Origin of the sequence: Mycolicibacterium mageritense (assembly GCF_010727475.1) — a bacterium.
Taxonomy (GTDB): Bacteria; Actinomycetota; Actinomycetes; order Mycobacteriales; family Mycobacteriaceae; genus Mycobacterium; species Mycobacterium mageritense.
Map to the genome: position 1 here is coordinate 1 of NZ_AP022567.1, position 17034 is coordinate 17034.

A 17034-nucleotide genomic window follows, 5' to 3' on the forward strand; every position below is an offset into this window, starting at 1 on the left:
GTTTCGCGGCGTACGGGAATCGGTTGGTCATCGCGTCCTGCTCAGCCTGAAACGCCAAAATGTCCGCCGTCATTTGGGGTGACCAGTGAACCCAGATCGGGTCCGGGAGGTCGGTCAGGTCGGCGTCCATCCGAATTTCGTGGGGAAGCAGGGCCCATCGCCTGCTGCGCGGGAGTGTTACCGAACAGCAGGAACGGAAACTCCGTACCAGCGGGCGGTGGAACAGAAGGGCATTCGCTTGACGGTCGGCATTCCGTCGCAGGTACCCAGAGAAAGCGCTGAGGAGTTCCGTCCTTGGCTTGCGCCATGATCTGCTGAGCGGCGTACGGCTGCACACCCCATATAGCCGCCAGTCGTGCCATGTTCGCGGGGATAGACACGTTGCGGTCGCGGTCGGCGTTGGTCATACCTACGTCTGAGCCGATCCACAGTGATCGGAGCATGCCGCCCGTCTTCGACCCTTCACGGGCGAACTCGGCGTTCAGGGTCGCCACCTCGTCGGCGTGGATGGTCACGGAATGACGGAAGAAACGGGTCACAAGGTAGGGGGTGTCGAGAGGCTTACCCTCTTCGTCCTTGGACACCTTCACCGTCTCGGCGAAGGCTTTGACGATGCCCTGCCCGGTGCCGTCTGCGATGGTGCCGCCCAGCGGGGGCACCAGTTCCTTCGCGGCGCTCATGGTCGCCGTCTTGCCACCTGATGGTGGCGATACCTCTGCCACGTAGGTGTTCAGTGAGGTGCCGCCTGCCAAGGTCTTCCCCTCTTTACCGTTGCGGCGAACCAGAACCACATTCGGCGGTGGCTCAGGCGGTGCGCCATCACGGCTACCAAAAGGCCCCACGGAGACATACGTCCTTCGCTGCGCGCAACCTGATGAATGCGCTGAAGTTGCGGCTTTGCGTTCCAGAAATTGGTGGTGGTTTCAATGTCGTCCAGGAGGTCGCCGTCAGTTGGCTCTCCGATGGGTTCGGACGGTCGTACGGGTCAGCGGAGTTAGTCCGTGTTACATTTGACTTAGACATTTGAAGATTCCTTCCGGTGGACTTCTTGGCGGCGGGCGGGGTTTCGTCGTTTCTAGGGCTTAGCGGTCGGTCGCGGCGTGGAGACGGTGACCCCATATCAGGAGCGCGTCGCGCGGGCGAACTAGCCACACGGTCACCCGCTGCCCGTTGCCCACGCGCTGGGCTGGAAGCCTTCCTGTGCGAATCGCATGGAGGACTGCGCCGCGTGTGACACGAAGCGCTGCGCCGTTTCCGTCGCCGTCATGCGCGGCGCGTCGGCGTCGAACAGGGCGTCTGGAGTTGTGTGTCGATGCCTACGCTCACGGCTTTCCTTTCATCCCGTCAATTGTTTGCTCAGTACGTCAACGCTATCTCCAGATTTCAGAATCGCCTACAAATTCGACACCCCTCGAAACAAGTGCAAATGAGAAAGTGGTGTCCCCTACCTGTGTATATGTGTAGATATCGACGTAACACCCTTCGCCATCACCGCAGCGTGAGGGCAGGGCCAACGGACTCAAGAAGTTTGCTGTTATGTTGACGTATACAGGCAATCGAGCATGTGTGACCAAGGTCACACCGAGTGCGGGCGTCGGGGGCGCGGAAGCAAGGCTGGATACCGCCCAAACCGCCGCCGCGAGGGTTTGGGCGGCGTATGGCTGCGTATGGCGATTTCGGGTCGAGGACGCTAGGCGGTTTTTGGCGGTTTTGTCGATGACTAGGCGGTTATGGGGGGTAGTAGCCTTGAAAAAGTGGTGTCCCGCGACGCATACCCGCAGGTCAGAGGGCATGTAGGCGATTAATGATTATGGCGGTATGGCGGTATGGCTGTCTTGAGCGCCGCGAAAACCCCTCCCGCTAACGCGCCGCCGCTCTCACAACGCGGCTCACCGAAACGCATATCCGCAGCTCAGAGTATATAAATATATAAGTGTCACGTCCCCAGGTATTCATAACGAGAGCAAACCCCTAGCGGCGTAGGCGATTCATGGCTGGAGTCGCCATATCGGGGCTCAAGACAGCCATACCGCCATACCGCCATAAATGCGAGCGGCGAAATATGCCCTGACCTGCGGATATCCTGCTGTGCGGCATGGCTAAACGGGGTCTTTATCGCCTAAACGACCCCAGAACCGCCTACAAACCGCCTACAGCCGCCACCACCCGCCATGCGTCACCCACAGCCAAGCGCCCCTCTTTCCCCTCCCACCACCCTCACGCCGCGCCCGAAAACCCACCCGACCAGCCGATTCAGAGTCCCGTGTGGCGGGTGACCAGGTGACCGTGTGTGTACGCCGCGCAGTCCCGATATACCGCTGACCAGCGGAAACGGGACCATATGCCCGCTAGTGGTCACATGGTCACCACGTGCCCCACAGCCGCGCCCTCCTGCCCACCACCGCCCCGATGGGCAGGCGACCGCCGTTTCAGGGCTCTCACAGGGCACACAGCCGCGATTCCCGCATCAGGTGTCCGATTGCCCGCCGCGACCCGCCCAGTGGCTCAGAGGGGCGCACAGCGCCCCTCAGCGCCACCTGCGCATCCCGCAACGGATCGGTTGACCGCCGCCCGATGCCTGATGTGCGCCGTCCACGCACCACGGAAGTTCCCGGTGTGCGCATGACCGCCGCACAGCGGCAGTTGTGGCGTTTTTGATTACAACTGCCCCGAAAAGGCTGCAACTGCCCGATGCCCGAGGGCAGGTAGACCACCTTCTCCCGCGACCCCAGGAAAAGTCCCCATCGACCACCCCACCCGCCCAACGCAGCGCCCTTCACCGTCCCCGTGTGCGCAGCGCCAAAACCACAGTTCACGAAAAATACATGCAGGTCAGAAGGTGTCGTTACCGCCGACACCTTCGCAATACGCAACGCCACCCCCAACCGCAGGTAGGGGTTTATCGCAGAAAATACCCGCAGGTCAGAGGTGTTACGCACGAAAATCACCGTTGCACCTTTCTGACCAGGGATGACGTCTTTCGTGGTAGAATTGGGCATGTGCAAAGCATCGCCGAAGGTGGGAAACGGTGCCGCTGTGCCGACCCTGAAAAGCAGGAGAAGCGGCGGGCGGCAGCAGCGAAACGGCAGGCGGAGTACATGCGCAAGAAACGCGCCGAGCACGCCGCCGCGACCGCCGTCACCGATCCCGTGGACATTGTGGACGCAGCGCCCGAAACGTCACCGGAAACCGAGCACACCGAAGCGGTACAGCGCCTCACTGACTACCTCACCGCGATCCGCGAGCAGGAGACCGCAGCCCATGCCGAGCAGGTAGCGGCAGCGATGGAAGCGGTGTCATCCGTCCCGAACCTTCACGGGGATTACCGTCCCCGAACCGACCGCCGATCCCATCACCGTGGACGACGCCTACACCGCCCACCTGGCACGTGAAGCGGCGGAGGAGCGCAGAGCAGGCAGAGCAAGAACAACGGGACGCAGCCCCGAAGCGCAGGGCTCAGGCCGCCCCGCCGAGCAGGCGAGGGTGGAAGCGAACTTCCGCGAGTTCATGGAAGAGATGCGCGCCGCGCAGGTGTTACGTCCACCTAACAGCAAACGTCGTACAGTACCCCTATACAAGTCAACACCCTCATCTACAGGGTATTTTGCATAGAGACCCTGTACGATGGGCATATGACAGCAACTGTTTCCGGGGCGAGCCTCTTGCTGACCCTTCGGCGACAAACCGCCGAGGTGCACCGCGCGCGGGAGGCAGCCCACGACGCGAGCCGAGCACGGTTCTTGACCATCGCCCGCCTTCGCGGTTTGGGCGTCCCGTACCGCGCCATCGGCGCGGCGATGGGCTTGACCGCGAGCGCCGCGCAACGCCTGATCGAGACGGCACGCGAGCGTCACCCGGAACTGATGACCCACAGACACAGCCCGCGACGCTGGGCGCAGGTACGACCCTGAAGGCAGGTATCCGATGAACAAGACCACAGCCGCAGCGGCAACCCTCACGGTGCTCACCGCTTTGTCCGGTGCGGGTTTTGGTGCACGGGTAGGTGCTGAACCACGGCAGGATGGGCAGAGTGTCACGTCCCCGCATCGAGCGCGCCCGCACCGTGGTGCAGGCAGCGCCCGCCCAGTGAGCCGCTGTGCGCCGAGATGTTGGCACGGTGTGCGCCGATTCCGCCCGCGCCGATGACCCGCCTGGACGTGTCGGTGCCCGAGGAACCGAAGACTGACATGGCAGCGGAGTACAGCGCCGCGTGGGATGAGGTGAAGGCACGATGAGCCCGTACCACGGAATCAGCCAACGCCTTGGCGAGCTGGCAGAGCAGGTCAACGACTACACCGCCTCTGTGTCCACCTTTCCCCGGAAAGGGCACCACCGTTGACGCGGCGAACGCCGCGAGGACAACGATGGCTCAGCATCTGGGAAACCTGGCAGATTGGCTACATACCGCATCGGTAACCGCAGACGCAGGCGTCCTACGACAAGGGGAGGCAGCGCCGAGCCCCTCCGACATCACCGACCTGCGAGGCTTGCCACGCGTCAGGCAACGACCCCGAGGTGGTGAAGGAACTCAAGGACGCGATGGGCAAGAAGGAAGCCGCGCAAGACCTGCACAACTCCGACACAGCAGGTACCGAGTGGGGTGATCAGCCCGCAGCCCCGCAGGTGCCCCATACCTAGTACCGAAAACCCGAACGGCGACTTCGGTGACGGAACGGGCGGCGGTCTGGGCGACCTGGACGGCGACCGTACTGAAGACCCCGACGTGGAGGGCGCTGAGGACACCCCCGTCACGATGAGCGAAGGCGGTGAGAGCGCACCGGTAACCATGTCCACAGGCACGCCCGAAGCTCCCGTCACCATGACTGACCCGATCAGCGACACCAACGTGGGTACCGAGACGAGCGCGGACACCACGATTCCTCCCACAGCGGAGAGCGGGCACAGGGCAGCTCACTCAACCGACTCAGGCGACTGGCGGGCAGCCGATGCAGACAGGCGGCAGCAACCCAACGCCGCGTACGGACCCGGTGGCGGTGCGCCTGGGCAGCTTTCGCAGCCGCAGGCATCCCGTGGAGGGGCACCTCAGTCACCCGAGAAGAAGCGCGAAGCGCAGGATCGGCGGACGAGCGTGACGCGGCTCTGGACGCTGGAACAGGTGTTGCTGGTACCGCCGCTGCGGGAATCCTTGGCGCAGGGCTCACGTCCTCACCGCCGACCAACACGTCTGGCGCGCAGGGTGTTACGCCCCCTCAGGGGACACCCCCGACTACCAACACCCCGCCCGCAGGTGGTGGCGTGATGGGCGGGGCTGGTGGTGTACGCCCGCCCAACGGCTCGATGGGCAGCGGCGAAAATGTCGCCCACATGAAGCGTCCCGTGATTCTTCGTTCCGAGGAGGAGCTGAACCGCGAACTGGACGAACTGCTGGGCATCCTGACGACCGCGACGACGAGGAGCCGAAGCGATGAGCGACGAAATCACCGTAGACCCTGAGGCATTGGCGAACGAGAGGCAGCGACTGACCGCGCTTTCGAGCAGCATCTCCGCGACCATCACCGCCATCGACACCGCAGCGGCAGACGTGCTCACGGAGACCGCCGAGTGGGGCACGAAGTGGGAGGCACTGGGAGCCTATGACCCGACCGCCGCGTCCCTCAACGAGGGCATGGTGAAGATCGCCGCATCGCTGGGCGCTATCAAATCCGAACTGGACAACCAGGCGCAGGTCACCGTCACACGCGCCGAGGACACCGAGGCTGGAAGCCGAAGCCGGACGCCGCTTCGACGGCATCGACACCGACCTGGGCACAACAGGACGTTCCACACCGCCGCCCGCCGATTCGGGTTCTAGCGAAGGGTCTTTCAAGATATGAGCCGCAAAGTGTCACGTCCCCTAGCCACTGGTACCGAACTGTTTGTACCGAGCGTTGTATCAGGTATGGGCACACGGAAGCGCTGGGCGACCGTCACCGCAGCGGTGGTGACGGCTATCGCGCTGTCCGCGTGCGGGACAACGACGACCGCTGGCACCGCAATCAGCTCACCCGCCGTGACCACGCCAAAAGCTCCTATGCCGACTTTGACCGCCGCGCCGACAACCGCCGCCGCTGCCGAGACCGTGCAGGAATTGGTATGGAGGGCGCTCAACGACATCGACCCTTTCTGGGAGACCGCGCTGGGGCGCACGATCAGCGCAGAGGTGGTGCCGTTCGATAGCCGCCTTGGCGAGCGCCCGACGTGCGACGGTGACGCCGTGAAGGTGGCGGGCTACTGTCCCGCAACCACGAAATCGGACACGATCATCTGGGATGTTTCCGAGTTGGAGCGCATCCGCACCGAAGGCGGCGACCTGGCGGTGGCTCTGGTGATGGCTCACGAGTACGGGCACGCCGTCGAGGACGCCGTGGGGCAACCCTCACGCGGTGTTACCGCCGAAAACCGCGCCGATTGCTTGTCCGGGGCATACATGCGTACCAACGCGACCGACTACACCGGGGACTGGGACGCGGCGGTGAATGCTGCCAAGCCCGAAGGTACCGAGGATGCCGACCAACGCGCAGCCCGCATTGCAGGCATCGAAGCGGGGCGGGCGATGACTGATCCCGCCGCGTGTTTGTCGTACTCACCGTAAACGCTTACCCCACAACATATTTCATAACTCAGCAGCCCACCACGGCGGCTCATACCGCACCACCCACGGTCTATCGGGGTCGGTCACAATCACCGCGCCGTCGTCCTCGAACGCGGGCAACGGGTCGTCATACGGGTCAGCCCAGTCCAGCTCGGTCGGACACCACCGCGCGGCGTCCGTCCACGGGAAGTCATCGGTGTCGTCGTCGTCCAGCTCCAGGGCGTCGATGGTGTCAAGCAGCGCGTCCAGCGGGTCAGTCACGGCGGCGGGATCAGCTCCAGGCGTGCCACGCCCTCGGGACAGTGCAGCTCCGCCCAAGGGCGGCGGGACAGTTGCCTATTCACCAGGTCGCACAGCATCAGGTAGTGCTCGGTGTCGTTGAGGTGGTGGATGATCCCCAGGTCATCGCACATCTCCTCAATCCCGCAGCCCATCCGCCGCGCCATCCGCCCCTCCAGGTAGTCGCCGCTCACGGTCACGGTGTCCCCGCCGTCGCGCGGTATCCAGGTCACCCTTGCCTGTAGCCACATTCGGTCAGCGTCGGTGATGAAGGGCGTGAGGTCGTAGGTCACGACGCGGCTCTTTCGATCCTCACCACATCGGACGATGTCCTGATGGTCACGCACCCATCGACACCAGGGGTGTCCAGGACGACACCGAAACCGTGCCCGATTCTCGGGTAGTCGATCACGCTGACGATGGACACCGCATCACCGTCCCATCGCATCACGGTGTCATCGTCGGGGCGGGCGCGCGCGATGGTCATGGCGTCGAAGTCCCACACATGCACCGCGCCGCTGATGGTTGTTACCCACAGACCCGGTACTCGCGCGCGTCAGGTAGACGGGGATGTCTTCGGTCACGTCGTTGCTCATGGTGTCAGCATCGCTCAGCCACCGACATCAGGCAGCAGGTAATGGGGACGTGCAGAATCCAGCGATGTGACCTGATTCGAGTCACGGCCACGTAACAGGTTCGTCAGGCGTACTTCACCGCGTGGTCCGTTAAAGCTCCTTGTCGCTCGCGCCATCGGCACGAATCGCCTTGCGCACTTCGGAGTCGAGCAAGTTGAGCTTCACCAGTCTCCCGACTTGTTCTTCGCCAGCGATTCGAAGCCCGCGTACTCGGACGGGTACCGCTCCACGAAGGCGGCGAAACCCTTCAGCCGCTCGATACCGTCATCGAAGTGACTGCCGTGCGGATCGACCACCGATGCGATCACGGTGCCGTCTGCCTTCTGCTGAAGAAGATGAAATCGGGCTGCGCAGTGGTCCAGCTTCCGTCCTTCCTCTGATACGGCACGCGAATTGCATTCTCCGTTGCCGCCGAAGGATTGCGGTACCAGCCAACGACCTTCGCAGTACCCTTCCGCGCTAGCTCGGTCTTCACGACTTGGTGCTCCCAACCGCTCCTGAAGTCCAGCGGATAGTCGCCGTTCGCATCGGACAACAGGTGCCGCCGCGAAGTGGGCATGGGTTCTTTCCTTCCTTGTCCTGGTCGGCTCCAGCTTGTGGTCGGCAATACTGCTGGTTGAGGTAGCGGCACCAGCACGTCCCTGATCCTGCTGTACTGGGCCTTCTGCTCATCGCTGAGTGCACGAATCCCCGCGTCGTAGGTCGCCATCCATTCCTTGACTACAGCGGTTGCCTTCTCATCGAGCGCCGTTTTCACCACTGGAAGTGTTGTAAGCGCAGCCACTTCGAGTTTCGCCTGGATGAGGTCCATGTTGCCGTCCGCGTCCTTGTCACGTTCGGCGCGGAACTTTTGGTACTTCGTGGCGATGTTCTTGGTGATGGCTCGACTCGCGGCGCTGAACGCCGCGTCGATGGCGCGGGTATCAGCGGCGAGCGTCATCTTGTCCGAGTTGGTTGAGCCGTCCTTCATGTTCACTTCAGTCACCGCGACATCGGCGGTCTGGATGTCCGCTATAGCTTTTGCGATGGCGTCCTTGTGCTCCGACGAGTTGAAAATCCCGTCGAGCACGTCGAATAACATTGCAGCGCTTTCGCGTTCGCGTCTGTCAGCAGTCCGTCACCCGCAAGTGCGACAGCGGCGTCGAACAGATTCGCTAAGGGTTTGGCGGCAGGTTGCGGCTTCGTCTCACTGGGCAAGAGCGGGAACAGATCGAACACCGCCTGTGGGACGTAGCTGTCCTTGCGTGGGTCTCCGTCGTCAACACCGCCTGGGGGCACGATGTTTTGATGCAACGTCACTGGATCGCGCAAAACCCGCTGTTTGCCGCCGTCATTCTCTCCATCCGAGCTGGATTCGTCGTACGCACGGTTGGTCAGTGCTTTTGCCACCTCGTCGGTGGTCTGCGAATCGAACTTGGGAAGCAGGCAGGTGACCGAGTTCAGCAATTCGTCCGAGGGTATCCGTCGTGCTAACGGTACGGACCATGCGCCCGGAACTGTGTAATGAAGGTGCGGTCCCGTCCGCCCGCATCGAGAACAACACCTCGGCTCGTGGGCAGTCCCATCCTGTGTTCACCGCGTTCTTGGCAAGAAGCACACGGATATAGGACTTCCGCTTGAACAGTTTCGGGTTCGACGTGACGGACGTTGATGCCTGCCGTTGCGATGTCGAGTGGTCCCCGAACACGTGGCGAATGTTCTTCTCGGTCAGTTCATCCCACTCTTCGAGGATGGTACCGACAATGAGTTTGAGTTCAGCGTCGCTTGGTTTGTCTCCGACCTGAACCACCAGCAGCGGAAGCGGGATCAATACCCTGTTCCTGGCAGTAGGCATCCCAACGCGCAGTTTGGTCCTTCACAGATGCCACGGCTGCCCGCAGCATCGTTGTCTCGAACTGTCCATCTTCACTTGGCGCATTGAGGACGATGGTGTCTTTGAGGAGCCGGAGTCCTGAACATCAGCGACTGAGACTGTCGTCGTCCTCGGTCATCCGACCAGTGGCACCCTCCATAGCCTTCTTGAACCGCTCAGGCGTCGCGGAGATGCCCCACACGATTGGCACTGGCGGACGGTCACCTTCCCCGTTGACCAGACGCAGCGCCGTGGTGGACTTGTTCTGCTTACCGTTGGTCATACCCTTGTGCGCCTCATCGAGGACCAAATAGAGGGTGCGCGTGGGTTCTTCGATGGTGTTCTTAATGGTGTCCCACAGCGTCCAAGGACGCGTCGCGGTTCGTTGAGTCCAACTCGTTGAGCCGTCATACAGCTTCTGCACATTCAGGAAGTACACGGTCAGCGGGTCGAAGACTTCTGGGAAGTGAGGAATGATCAAGACTTGTGGATCTGGGAGGGCGTGCCTTCCCGCAAATATGATCCCGGTAGTCACTTGATCAAGTCAGCGTTGCAGCGCTGGCGGAAAGGCACGCTTCGTGCTCACGGTAGTCAACAACAACGAAGGTTCCAACCCGGCCGGCCAAGACCGCTCGATCCTCGATGAGATCGTGCGTGACGGGGCCCGGCAGATGCTCGCCGCGGCACTGCGCGCTGAGGTCGCCGCCTATATCGACCAGTTCGTCGATCAGGTCGATGAGAATGGGCACCGGCTGGTGGTGCGCAACGGGTATCACCACGAACGTGAGGTGATGACCGCCGCCGGTGCGGTCGCGGTGGCACCCGGGGTCAACGACAAGCGTGTCGACCGGAAACCGGTGAGCGGCAGAAGTTTTCGTCGAAGATCCTGCCTGCGTGGGCACGCAAGAGCCGGATCTCTGCGGTGCTTCCGTTGCTGTACCTGCATGGGCTGTCCTCCGGTGATTTCGGGCCGCCTGGAGCAGTTCCTGGGGTCGGGCGCGGGGCTGTCAGCAGCCACGATCACCCGGCTGACCAGTCAATGGCAGAAAGAGGCCGCCGCCTTCGCCGACCGGGCTATCACCGCCGATTATGTGTACCTGTGGGTCGACGGCATCCACCTCAAAGTGCGTTTGGAGCAGGAGAAACTATGCCTGCTGGTGATGATCGGGGTCGCGCCGACGGCAAGAAGGAACTCATCGCCCTGGCTGATGGGTATCGGGAATCGACCGAGTCGTGGGCCGATCTGCTGCGCTCGTGCAAACGCCGCGGCATGACGGCGCCGGCCCTGGCGGTCGGGGACGGGCGCTCGGGTTCTGGGCCGCGCTGCGGAGGTGTTCCCACAAGCGCGTGAGCAACGCTGCTGGTTCCATAAACAAGCCAATGTGCTTGCTGCACTGCCGAAATCAGCACACCCCAACGCGATCAAAGCGATGCAGGAAATCTACAACGCCGAAGACGACACGCACGCACGCCAAGCGATCGTGGCCTTCGAGAAGGCTTACGGCGCCAAGTACCCCAAGGTTGTGGCCAAGATCATCGATGACGCCGACGTGTTGCTCGAGTTCTACCGGTACCCGGCCGAACACTGGATACACCTGCGCACCACTAACCCGATCGAATCCACCTTCGCGACCGTGCGACTGCGGACCAAGGTCACCAAAGGCCCCGGATCCCGCGCTGCGGGTCTGGCGATGGCCTACAAGCTGATCGAGGCCGCACAGGCGAAATGGCGAGCGGTCAACGCACCCCACCTGGTGAAACTGGTCCGCGACGGCGCCACCTTCGAAGGAAAACTCGCCGAAACCGACTCCACCTCACCCACCGAGGAGGCCGCCTGAAACTCGCTCATCCACAAGTCTTGACAATATCTCCTGGGAAGTCCGTGTTGTTGATGGACAGAAGCTGGTTCGAGTTCAGCTCCGACGCGGTGAGCATCCTGCCTTTGGTTTGATTGTTGAGGCTCTCATCGTCAGTCAGCCAGAGAACAACCGCCGTGGGGTCGTGTTCGATGTCGTATTCGTTCGAATCTTTGAACAAGGCTTCGATCACTGCCGAAGCGATGACGGTCTTGCCCGCGCCAGTGACGGCAGCGAGAGCAAATGCGGTGCGCTTGTTGTAGTTCGGGTCACGGTAGATTTTGCGTGCAGTCACCAGTTTCGACAGCACCTCACGTGCAGCCGAGTCCTGGTAGTCGAATAGCGAGAAATGCACTTCCGGTTACTCCTACACGCGAGTTGTGTTGATTTCGAAGTTATTCAGGTAGTTCTCGTACAAACGCACCACATCAAGCCGATGCCCGTTCACTTCGTCGGGCAGCTTCGATGTGACGCGCTGAAACAGTGCATCGTCGTCGGTCACCACATACACACAGCGCAAGACCTCGACCTTCTCCAGAGAGCGTACGAAGCCGCGCCAATGGTCAGGGTCGAAGAGCACGCCGTAGTGATCGGCAACTGCGAAAGTGTCCGTGCGCGTGTCAATTCGAGAGCCTTGCCCACCCGCGCGCAGCCACAACATCGGCGCTACGGCGGTGAAAGCTAGGTCCAGCCGCACAGCTTCGGCGTCTTCGTAGGTCAGGGTAAAGAACTCGACGTTCTCCTCGAAGCCCTCGGACATCGGGAACTCATCGGTGAACTTGTAATTACCCTTGATGGTCTCGCCTTCGGGAGTCCGCCCCGTCACCGCCGCTTTGATTCGAGGTTTGGTGATGTACTCACAGATTCCCCACGCCTCCCATGCGGCATCACCTGGGTACCGTCCCTCCTCACGGAGCTTCTTCTGCTCGTCAGCCGAGACTTCGTTGTTCGTGATGGAGATGGACTGTCGCCAACCGTTGTCTTGACGGTTCAACCGCATCACGGCATGAGCAGTCGTTCCCGATCCTGCGAAGAAGTCAAGGATCACCGCATCGGGCTTGTCCTTGAGGAAGAACCGCAGGCAATCCTCCACGGCGTACAACGATTTCGGAAAGGGAAAACTACGCCCAGGCAGAAAACTCGACAAGAGAGTGGAGCCATGCTCGGAGGCGTTGTGAGCGCGCAGCTTCCATTGAGTAGGTGCGATGCGTCGCCCGTCGCGCCGACCAACCGCGATGAGCGATCCATCCTCTGCCCGACCTGTGACCTCAAACTGATCAGACATCACGGCTTCGTACGCACCGTCTGGCAAGTAGTTCACGACAAAGCCGTAAGTAGTTGGACGCCCAAGTCGTACACGTCCCTGTTCTATCCGCGTTCGCAGTTCGCCCGCCGATATCTGCCACCGTCCTTCCTTGCCATTCCGTCGCAGAGGCAAAATCGCAACGAGCCCCTTGCGCGTCGGAGCCTCATGAACACCCGCTGGGAGGGCGTCACCAACATCAACGATCTTCGGGATGGACGGGTCGGCGTATATCGGATAGAACATCGACGGACGGTCAGCCCGCGCGGCGTTTGATCCACGGCGCATCATTGAGGTCCACTCGGGAGTTTGAAGCTCCGGTTCCGTGTCAACGTCCTCAGCCGAAACATCCTCTGTACCCGCTGCTGAACTCGACCACTCGGGACCAAGGAGGAGCCGAGTGGGAGCCGCAGCGCCCAACATCGCATAGAAAATGTACTCATCGGTGCGGCGGAACTCAGCGCCCCGTGACACGCCCTTGGGGTTTATCACCGATGAGACCATTTGGATACGCGCCTGCGGGAAAGTCTGCTCCAGCAGTAACCCCAGTCGATGCACTTCCTTCTCGTCAATCGTGACGATCAGAACCGAGTCATCGGGATCGAGCAGTTTTTTCGCCAGCTCCAGTCTCCGCTTCATGAAAGCCAGCCACTTGCTGTGCGAGTAGGTATCTTTCGGGTCCACGAAGTCGTTGTTGTACTTCCAGTCGTTGGCTCGCGTGTTGTACGGCGGGTCAATGTAGATGCAATCGACCTTGCCCGCGTGCGTAAACGACAGGGCTTCCAGCGCGTGTGCGTTTTCGGCGTTGATGACAGTGTGGAACGGCTTCTCCCCGCCGCGCTCGATGCGGTCTCCTGTGGACTTGAGTCCGGGGTAGATGGGGTCACGGAAGTCAGCGATCACCACGAGGTTGTCGAGCGGCTGGTTGTCCCTCAGCGCGTCTGTGTCGGCACTGACAATCTCGGCAACGCGACCACCCTTGGCGCGGCGCACCTTGTTCACGCGCCAGGTGCGCCCTCCCTCGTCGTCTTTGATGCGCACCTTGTCGAGAACACGCACGGCGCGTCCGGGCAGTTCGACAGTCTCGGGTAGGTGACGATTGAATACCAACCCGAACTCGCGGTCGGCGGTGACGGACTTAATGGCGCGGCGGAGGTCGTCCGCTAGCGACGGGTCATTGTCGCGGACCCTACTGAGGAGCGAGTCGATCAGATTCGTTGCCCTCGGAGCTGGTACCGCTGCTGATGGCTCGTCTGACATTCGAAATGACCCCCTCAACCTGCACTGTTACTGCCTAGACCCTATCGAGTCGGCGTCGATAGCGGTCAGGGACACGGACCTTCTCTCACAATCTGGAGGTAGGGGCAACAAACCAGCGACACAACCGCGCATCCGCCCACTGCCACGCCGCCGTGACCAGCTCGCCGTCACCCGTTCCAGCCGCCGACGACCGACCACGACGCGGACCTCTGTGCGGAATCGCTGCGTTAGTCCTCACCGCTATCTGGGACAGGTGCTCACCCAGAAGCGGTCAATCGCAGTTCCTGCGAAGGGACGTGACATAAGTGGTCAGCCCCTCCCCCGTTGACCACTTATTAGCCGAATATGTGGACAACCCCGCTGTTGAGCGAGGCGGTTCATTAACAGTTTCCCCAGTTCACAGGGTTTTATAGTCCGCCGTTGTCGGTCGCTGATATCAGGTGACAGCGGTGACCACTAACAGCGGGTCCGGGGTTCGAAACCCTGACGGCGCACCAAGGCCGGAGCCGGTATCTGCAAGGCGGATACCGGCTTTCTGCTTTCATGGCCCACCGCTCACCCGGCCCGGTAACTTTCCCCGACACTCTGTTCAGCCTCTTCGAGCAGCATTTCGACGGCCCCCGCCAGGTGTGCCGCGGCGTAGCCACGGTCGCGATACTGCTCGGACTTGAAACGATTGAGCTCCCTCCGTAGATCGTTGAGGGTTTCGTCGCTCACATATGCCATCAGGAACTCCAGATATGGGTAAGCGACGACTCGCACCGGCCCCCCGAAGGTGCCGATGCGAGCCGTCGTCAGTGTTGTTAACGAACCTCGACTTTGGCGGCACCGTCGGTGTACGTGATGGTTCCGTGCTGGAACTCCGACTGCCAGCCCCCTGGGATCGTTTTCTCGTCGGCCGTGGGGTAGCCGAGGCGCCCGCCGGCACCGCCGTCGTTCTCCCACGCGTCACGGATACCGCCCCACACGATGTGTGCGCCCGTTTGCGGCGTCCAATAGATGGCACCGCCGTCGAACGTGCTGAAGCGGCCGCCATTGGGCGCGGGTTCCTCGCTGGCGGTCGGCGCCCCCAGCGGGCTGTTGGCCCCGCCGGTCGCGTTGTACTTCTGCAGGATGATGCCCTGCACGACGAACTCTCCGTTCGGCGTGACGATGGTCGTGCTGTCGGCGCCACCGGCCGGTGCGCCGGGTGCTCCCGGCTGGCCAGGTGCGCCAGGAACTCCAGGTGCTCCCGGCTGGCCGGGTGCCCCCGGCGCGCCCGCTTCGCCGGGGGCACCGCCTGGCTCGCCGTTGGAGCCCGGAGCAGCCCCTTGCTCGCCCGGCGCGTCGACTCCCGGCACGCCCGACGCCGTGGCGGCACCCGATTCGGCACCGGTGGTTGCCGCGCCTTCCCCACCGGTCGACTCGGGTTTGTCTGAATTGCTCGAACAACCAACACCGAGTACGCCCGCGGCAGCAGCTGCGATGATGGCGGCAAATTTCGCTTTCGTTTGCTGCATTAGAATCTCCCCTTGTCACACGGCCCATCCGTGTCGCGATTCCACTCAGATCCCAGCCCGCCTCCCCCGGCCAAGACCTGAATCCGACCTTAGCTGGGCGAGGACTCAGTAGCAACCAATTCTCAAATAAGAGCCGTTCACACCGTGCCTTACATTAAGCCTCACCATTTTCCAATGTTCGCCTGACTTAGTCGCGAAATCCCCTGCGCTGCAATGGAAGAACAGCCGGCGCGCATCAGCCGGCATCGGCGTCGCTGCGCAATCGCGGCCGGAGGGCCAAATTGCACTCCCAATGCAGCAAATGCAGACCCACGCTGCAACGTAGGCTCGAACGAGCTGCCGACCCGCAGAAACGCCACCGCCGGCCGCCGATCACAGCTCGGAAAAGTACGAAAGTCGACGACATCCAGCAATGTCGGGTGAATTGCGGACACTCCGCGCCCGCAGAGCCTCCCACTGCATCTGCAAATTGGCTGAGAATGTGCTAGAGCCAGGGATTCAGCGCGTTACAGATGCACGAAATCTGACTATTTGACGATTGCGCAAGTTACTGCCAAGTACGCTGGAAGCAGCGCATACGCTGGTCAGACACCCGTCAAGATGCTAGGCTCAAGTTAGCTGGCGTCCCGCGTATCGCGAACTGACCAGTCGAACGCATGGAAACGAGGTGTTAGCTGATGAGCATCACTGCGGGCAGGCCGAATGCCGAGACGCCGAGCGGTGCCGCAGTTGCTGCGCAACAGCCCCTCGCGGTGTACACCTGCAGTCGCCTCGGCCGCGTCGCCAATCCCCCGAGTTTTTCGTTGACGGATTGGCTCCTGCCGGGCCGCCGCCGCTGAGCGGCGAATCTGCGCCAGCCGCTGAGCGGCCGGCATCCGCACGTCGAAATCCCGAAACAGTCCGCACTGAACGGTGATTCAAACCCATGCCGCCGGTGCGGCATGGGCGACAGCTCAGTGCCGTTTGATCCGGCGAATGACGATGAAGACCACCAACGCGCCGGTGCCGGCCAGCGAGGCGATCACGACGGGCTTCTTGACGAAGCCCAGCACGACGGCCTTGGCGTCGTCGGCCAGCCGTTGCGGATTGGCGCGCTCGGCCAAAGAGTCCACAGTTGCTGCCAACTGGTCGCGAGCTTGATCGATCTCTTGTTTGATCGTGTCAGGATCCCGGTTCACCACTGCGCTCCTCCAAGCCGCTCTGAGTCGTGCTGCCCTGCCGAACTACCCTAGAGCAGCGTGCCGTGTGACGACGGCACCGGTCGAGAAGAAGGGAATCCAGCGCATGCCGCCAACCCCGCGACTCCAGGTGGGTGACACCGCCCCCGCGTTCAGTTTGCCTGACGCCGACGGCAACACCGTCAAGCTTGCCGATTACCGGGGCCGCAAGGTCATCGTGTACTTCTACCCCGCCGCGTCGACGCCGGGTTGCACCAAGCAGGCGTGCGATTTTCGCGACAGTCTCGCCGAACTCAACGGGGCCGGGCTCGACGTCGTGGGAATCTCGCCCGACAAGCCGGAGAAGCTGGCCAAGTTCCGCGACAACGAGGGGCTGACCTTCCCGCTGCTGTCCGACCCGGACAAAAAGGTTCTGACGGCCTGGGGCGCGTTCGGCGAGAAGACGATGTACGGGAAAACCGTTCAGGGCGTTATCCGTTCGACGTTCGTGGTCGACGAGAAGGGCAAGATCGAGGTCGCGCAGTACAACGTGCGGGCCACGGGGCACGTCGCCAAACTACGCCGCGATCTCTCGGTCTAG

At 62.2% G+C, this 17034-nt stretch carries 22 protein-coding genes and 1 pseudogene; 8 read left to right on the forward strand and 15 right to left on the reverse strand.

Annotated features, from left to right (window positions below; all coding sequences use genetic code 11):
* Positions 1-41: 41 nt before the first annotated feature.
* Positions 42-842: a hypothetical protein gene (locus G6N67_RS00005; protein WP_163642055.1), complete on the reverse strand. Its 801-nt coding sequence runs from the start codon at positions 840-842 to the stop codon at positions 42-44.
* 1596 nt (positions 843-2438) lie between these two features.
* Positions 2439-2999, reverse strand: coding sequence for a hypothetical protein (locus G6N67_RS00010; protein ID WP_163642057.1), 561 nt, complete (start codon positions 2997-2999; stop codon positions 2439-2441).
* Here G6N67_RS00010 and G6N67_RS00015 point away from each other — a divergent pair, their 5' ends adjacent.
* Positions 3000-3392: a hypothetical protein gene (locus G6N67_RS00015; RefSeq protein ID WP_163642058.1), complete on the forward strand. Its 393-nt coding sequence runs from the start codon at positions 3000-3002 to the stop codon at positions 3390-3392.
* A gap of 240 nt (positions 3393-3632) precedes the next feature.
* A complete protein-coding gene (locus G6N67_RS00020; RefSeq protein WP_163642060.1) occupies positions 3633-3911 on the forward strand; it encodes a hypothetical protein in 279 nt (92 codons plus the stop codon).
* A 122-nt stretch (positions 3912-4033) separates the two neighbouring features.
* On the opposite strand, the gene G6N67_RS00025 is transcribed toward G6N67_RS00020, so the two are convergent.
* Positions 4034-4189 (reverse strand): hypothetical protein, encoded by a 156-nt coding sequence (locus tag G6N67_RS00025; RefSeq protein WP_163642062.1) that lies wholly within the window; start codon positions 4187-4189, stop codon positions 4034-4036.
* A 326-nt stretch (positions 4190-4515) separates the two neighbouring features.
* Here G6N67_RS00025 and G6N67_RS39445 point away from each other — a divergent pair, with 326 nt between their 5' ends.
* From G6N67_RS39445 to G6N67_RS00035, 3 genes are all read left to right on the forward strand, one after another.
* Complete coding sequence (locus G6N67_RS39445; RefSeq protein WP_268951243.1) at positions 4516-4638, forward strand: hypothetical protein; 123 nt, start codon at positions 4516-4518, stop codon at positions 4636-4638.
* A 787-nt stretch (positions 4639-5425) separates the two neighbouring features.
* Positions 5426-5812 carry a hypothetical protein gene (locus tag G6N67_RS00030; RefSeq protein ID WP_163642064.1) on the forward strand — a complete coding sequence of 129 codons (387 nt, stop codon included), beginning with the start codon at positions 5426-5428 and terminating at the stop codon, positions 5810-5812.
* 87 nt (positions 5813-5899) lie between these two features.
* Positions 5900-6592 (forward strand): neutral zinc metallopeptidase, encoded by a 693-nt coding sequence (locus G6N67_RS00035; protein WP_163642066.1) that lies wholly within the window; start codon positions 5900-5902, stop codon positions 6590-6592.
* Between the two features lie 21 nt (positions 6593-6613).
* Here G6N67_RS00035 and G6N67_RS00040 read toward each other — a convergent pair whose 3' ends face one another.
* From G6N67_RS00040 to G6N67_RS00070, 7 genes are all read right to left on the reverse strand, one after another.
* On the reverse strand, positions 6614-6853 hold the full coding sequence (locus G6N67_RS00040) for a hypothetical protein (RefSeq protein ID WP_036436335.1): 240 nt from the start codon (positions 6851-6853) through the stop codon (positions 6614-6616).
* On the reverse strand, positions 6850-7164 hold the full coding sequence (locus tag G6N67_RS00045) for a hypothetical protein (RefSeq protein ID WP_163642068.1): 315 nt from the start codon (positions 7162-7164) through the stop codon (positions 6850-6852). The genes G6N67_RS00040 and G6N67_RS00045 overlap by 4 nt, the downstream gene beginning before the upstream one ends.
* Positions 7161-7358, reverse strand: a complete 198-nt coding sequence (locus G6N67_RS00050; protein ID WP_163642070.1) for a hypothetical protein — start codon at positions 7356-7358, stop codon at positions 7161-7163. The genes G6N67_RS00045 and G6N67_RS00050 overlap by 4 nt, the downstream gene beginning before the upstream one ends.
* A gap of 309 nt (positions 7359-7667) precedes the next feature.
* Positions 7668-7814, reverse strand: a complete 147-nt coding sequence (locus G6N67_RS00055; RefSeq protein WP_163642072.1) for a hypothetical protein — start codon at positions 7812-7814, stop codon at positions 7668-7670.
* Positions 7811-8575 (reverse strand): hypothetical protein, encoded by a 765-nt coding sequence (locus tag G6N67_RS00060; protein ID WP_163642074.1) that lies wholly within the window; start codon positions 8573-8575, stop codon positions 7811-7813. The genes G6N67_RS00055 and G6N67_RS00060 overlap by 4 nt, the downstream gene beginning before the upstream one ends.
* The gene (locus tag G6N67_RS00065; RefSeq protein ID WP_163642076.1) at positions 8518-8952 is read right to left on the reverse strand and encodes a hypothetical protein; all 435 of its coding nucleotides are present in this window, start codon (positions 8950-8952) and stop codon (positions 8518-8520) included. The genes G6N67_RS00060 and G6N67_RS00065 overlap by 58 nt, the downstream gene beginning before the upstream one ends.
* Before the next feature lie 512 nt (positions 8953-9464).
* Positions 9465-9839 (reverse strand): hypothetical protein, encoded by a 375-nt coding sequence (locus G6N67_RS00070; RefSeq protein ID WP_163642078.1) that lies wholly within the window; start codon positions 9837-9839, stop codon positions 9465-9467.
* Positions 9840-10302: 463 nt separating this feature from the next.
* Here G6N67_RS00070 and G6N67_RS00075 point away from each other — a divergent pair.
* Positions 10303-11196: pseudogene (locus G6N67_RS00075) on the forward strand (transposase).
* 7 nt (positions 11197-11203) lie between these two features.
* Here the strand turns inward: G6N67_RS00075 and G6N67_RS00080 are convergent.
* The 4 genes from G6N67_RS00080 to G6N67_RS00095 all read right to left on the reverse strand — a co-directional run bounded on the left by G6N67_RS00080 (position 11204) and on the right by G6N67_RS00095 (position 15276).
* Complete coding sequence (locus G6N67_RS00080; protein WP_163642080.1) at positions 11204-11569, reverse strand: DEAD/DEAH box helicase family protein; 366 nt, start codon at positions 11567-11569, stop codon at positions 11204-11206.
* Positions 11570-11581: 12 nt separating this feature from the next.
* On the reverse strand, positions 11582-13777 hold the full coding sequence (locus tag G6N67_RS00085; protein ID WP_051578961.1) for a site-specific DNA-methyltransferase: 2196 nt from the start codon (positions 13775-13777) through the stop codon (positions 11582-11584).
* Positions 13778-14332: 555 nt separating this feature from the next.
* Positions 14333-14503 carry a hypothetical protein gene (locus G6N67_RS00090; RefSeq protein WP_163642038.1) on the reverse strand — a complete coding sequence of 57 codons (171 nt, stop codon included), beginning with the start codon at positions 14501-14503 and terminating at the stop codon, positions 14333-14335.
* Positions 14504-14580: 77 nt separating this feature from the next.
* The gene (locus G6N67_RS00095) at positions 14581-15276 is read right to left on the reverse strand and encodes an LGFP repeat-containing protein (protein WP_036436323.1); all 696 of its coding nucleotides are present in this window, start codon (positions 15274-15276) and stop codon (positions 14581-14583) included.
* Positions 15277-15953: 677 nt separating this feature from the next.
* On the opposite strand from G6N67_RS00095, the gene G6N67_RS38740 reads away from it, so the two are divergent.
* Positions 15954-16115 (forward strand): hypothetical protein, encoded by a 162-nt coding sequence (locus G6N67_RS38740; protein WP_165572174.1) that lies wholly within the window; start codon positions 15954-15956, stop codon positions 16113-16115.
* Positions 16116-16229: 114 nt separating this feature from the next.
* Here G6N67_RS38740 and G6N67_RS00100 read toward each other — a convergent pair whose 3' ends face one another.
* The gene (locus G6N67_RS00100) at positions 16230-16457 is read right to left on the reverse strand and encodes a DUF3618 domain-containing protein (RefSeq protein WP_036436321.1); all 228 of its coding nucleotides are present in this window, start codon (positions 16455-16457) and stop codon (positions 16230-16232) included.
* A 103-nt stretch (positions 16458-16560) separates the two neighbouring features.
* Between G6N67_RS00100 and bcp the strand changes: the two genes are divergently transcribed.
* Positions 16561-17034, forward strand: coding sequence for a thioredoxin-dependent thiol peroxidase (bcp, locus tag G6N67_RS00105; protein ID WP_036438286.1), 474 nt, complete (start codon positions 16561-16563; stop codon positions 17032-17034).